The organism is Methylobacterium oxalidis, assembly GCF_007992195.1.
GTDB lineage: Bacteria > Pseudomonadota > Alphaproteobacteria > Rhizobiales > Beijerinckiaceae > Methylobacterium > Methylobacterium oxalidis.
Genome location: NZ_BJZU01000254.1, coordinates 1 through 2,305 on the forward strand (window position 1 = coordinate 1; position 2,305 = coordinate 2,305).

Consider the following 2,305-nt stretch of genomic DNA (forward strand, 5'->3'; position numbering starts at 1 on the left):
TCGGGCGCGGGCGGTACACTACTGGCCGTTCCACCACCACCTCCCGCACCACGCGGCGGGGCGGTGCGACGACCCGGCGCTCGACGATGGTCCGGTGCGTCACCACGGTCTCCGGCGCCTCGTAGCCGTACCCGCCGGCGTGGGCAGCCGTGGCGGGCAGAAGCGCTCCCGCTCCGAGCGCGAGAGCTCCAAGGGCAGCAAGTGCTGTTTTTCTCATCGTGTCACTCACCGTCAGGGATCAACACAGCCGCTCAGGGCGGCGCTCACTAACGACGACGGGTGGCATTTGGCTGAGGGTGCGTCGTCATGTGCCGGCAAGCCGGCTGTGGGCACGTCGGCGCGCAGCCTGAACAACGTGCTCCGCTGCTGGATCCGCTTTGGAGATGCCGTCCGTGCATGCTGGATGGCAGGAATGGGCGCTATTCGGACGGTCTGCTTCCCGACAGGGAGCTGACCTCACCTGCTACTCCAAAGCCGAACGTGCAGGTGAGAAGAAAAAGGGGCGCGCGAAGGACGGGCGGTTCTAACAGTGAGCCCGGTGCAAAGCTTTCTGGTCCGGTAGAGAACGGTTTCCCTCGGCGACGGCCGTCGAAGCCGTCGCCGAGAGATAATTCGCGGCACCGGCCACGGCTTGGGGAGGCCGGACATGAGAAGAGCGTTCCTGCGCCGGCTTCCCCCTTGCTGCTCCGCAACTACTCGGCTGCAATCCGATATGGGCTATCCTGATCGAGCTCGACCGGCGTGGGCTCGCGCGCAACTTCCACCAAGTGCGTGATCGTGTGCACGGGCTGACGAACGGAAGAGGCCGCCTTGCGGCGGAGAATAGGCCTCTCAGCCAGAGCGATGTCCTTGTCGATCCGTGTTGCCTTGTCCTCCCGCAGCTCGCGCTTGGCTCTGCGAAGCTGCTTGGCGACCTTCTCCAATGCGGACCTGAATGCGGCATAAGCGTCCTTGAGCTGCGCCTCCCCGCTCATCGTCTTCAGCGTACCGACCTGGATGGTGACCGTGCACTTGTACAGCGGACCTTCCCGGTTGAAGTGGACCGAGCTGGACTCAAGGCGGCCAAAGTACTTGCGCACAGTCTGAAGAATGCTCGCCCTCGCGTACTGAGGAAGCACGTCGCCCAGATCGACATTCGAGCTCTGAACAAGAATGGACCGAGCTGCATTCTCAAGCATCACATCCTCCTTGGCATGCCAGGTTGGTCAGGAAAGACAAAGTGATGAACGATTTCTCATGAGACCGCACGTGTGACAGCACATCTCTTATATTGAACAGGGCGTCTGTCATTGCGGCTTCTCGGACAAACCCAGGTTTGCATTTGGCTAGACTTATGATTTCTGGTGTTTCAGGTCAGCCGCTCCAGCATTGTCGACTCTCGTCCTCTACGACAAGGGCCATTCGTCTATCCGTCCCGTGAGTAGACCCGAGTGACGCCTGCCCGATGACGAAGAAGTACGTTCCGAGAGCGCTTCCTCTCTTAGGCGGCAAGCGCTTCTACATCCTGCAGCAGGAGCGGGGCAGCCGCAGCCGGAGCAAACGGCTTCGGCCGCCACGTCTCGCCCAAGTTCAGGAGCGCCGCCTTGACCTCGTCGAGGCGAGAGGGCTCGCCCTCGATCATGCCTTCCCCTGCCGCGATCTCCTTCAGGTACTCGTCCCAGGCCCAACGCTGAAGGATCTCCCGCTTGCACCCCTTCATCAGGCGCGGCTGATCGAGTACGTCCGCCGGTCTGCGGAAGACAGCAGCCGGATTGACGAAGGCACGCTCAAGATCCGGCAGTTGCGCTCGCTCAGCAGCGTCACAACCCTCGTCATCGGATTTGCGGACTGGAGCACTCAGCCCGCGCCCGAAAGCGGCCCGAGGGCGTCGACCCCATTGCCAAGGTGGGACCTGCTTCACCTGAGCTACCTGCACAGGATCTGGCTCGACAGTGAAGTCGGGACCCTGGCGCTCCGCGTAGGCCACCGCCTGCGCTCGTGTGGCGAAGGTGAGCTGCACCTGCGTCGCGAGCGTGTCGTCGCCACCAGTCCAGCCCATCAGGTCGTCGAGTTCGGGTGGCGTGCGCCGCTCGAAGCTGGGGATCCAATCGTTCTGATGCGCGCGCCCCGCCGTCTCAACAGGCCGCGTGCGGCGCCTGATGAGCGCGCGAGCACCCACGAGCCAGGGCGTGGGATTGACCTCCAGAGGTGGGCGATTGTGCCCGATGCCAATCACGTGTTCCTGCATGGTTGCCTCTCGATCCAGTGGTGTGGTCACGATTCGAAGGCGCCCAAATGCGCGGCGGCCTGCACGCCGAAGCTGGCC

The 2,305-nt window shown here is 63.3% G+C and carries 2 protein-coding genes and 1 pseudogene; all 3 read right to left on the reverse strand.

Features of this window, described 5'->3' with window-relative positions:
• A pseudogene (locus MOX02_RS30265) lies at positions 1 to 217 on the reverse strand (hypothetical protein); the annotation flags it as partial.
• Positions 218 to 692: 475 nt separating this feature from the next.
• Positions 693 to 1,178 carry a ribosome hibernation-promoting factor, HPF/YfiA family gene (hpf, locus tag MOX02_RS30270; RefSeq protein WP_147029456.1) on the reverse strand — a complete coding sequence of 162 codons (486 nt, stop codon included), beginning with the start codon at positions 1,176 to 1,178 and terminating at the stop codon, positions 693 to 695.
• A 302-nt stretch (positions 1,179 to 1,480) separates the two neighbouring features.
• On the reverse strand, positions 1,481 to 2,305 hold an 825-nt coding region (locus tag MOX02_RS30275), incomplete at its 5' end, for an NADH dehydrogenase ubiquinone Fe-S protein 4 (RefSeq protein ID WP_308632331.1).

Coding starts and splice junctions, on each gene's coding strand:
- hpf (WP_147029456.1), bottom strand. CDS start 1,178: ATGCTTGAGAATGCAGCTCGGTCCATTCTTGTTCAGAGCTCGAATGTC.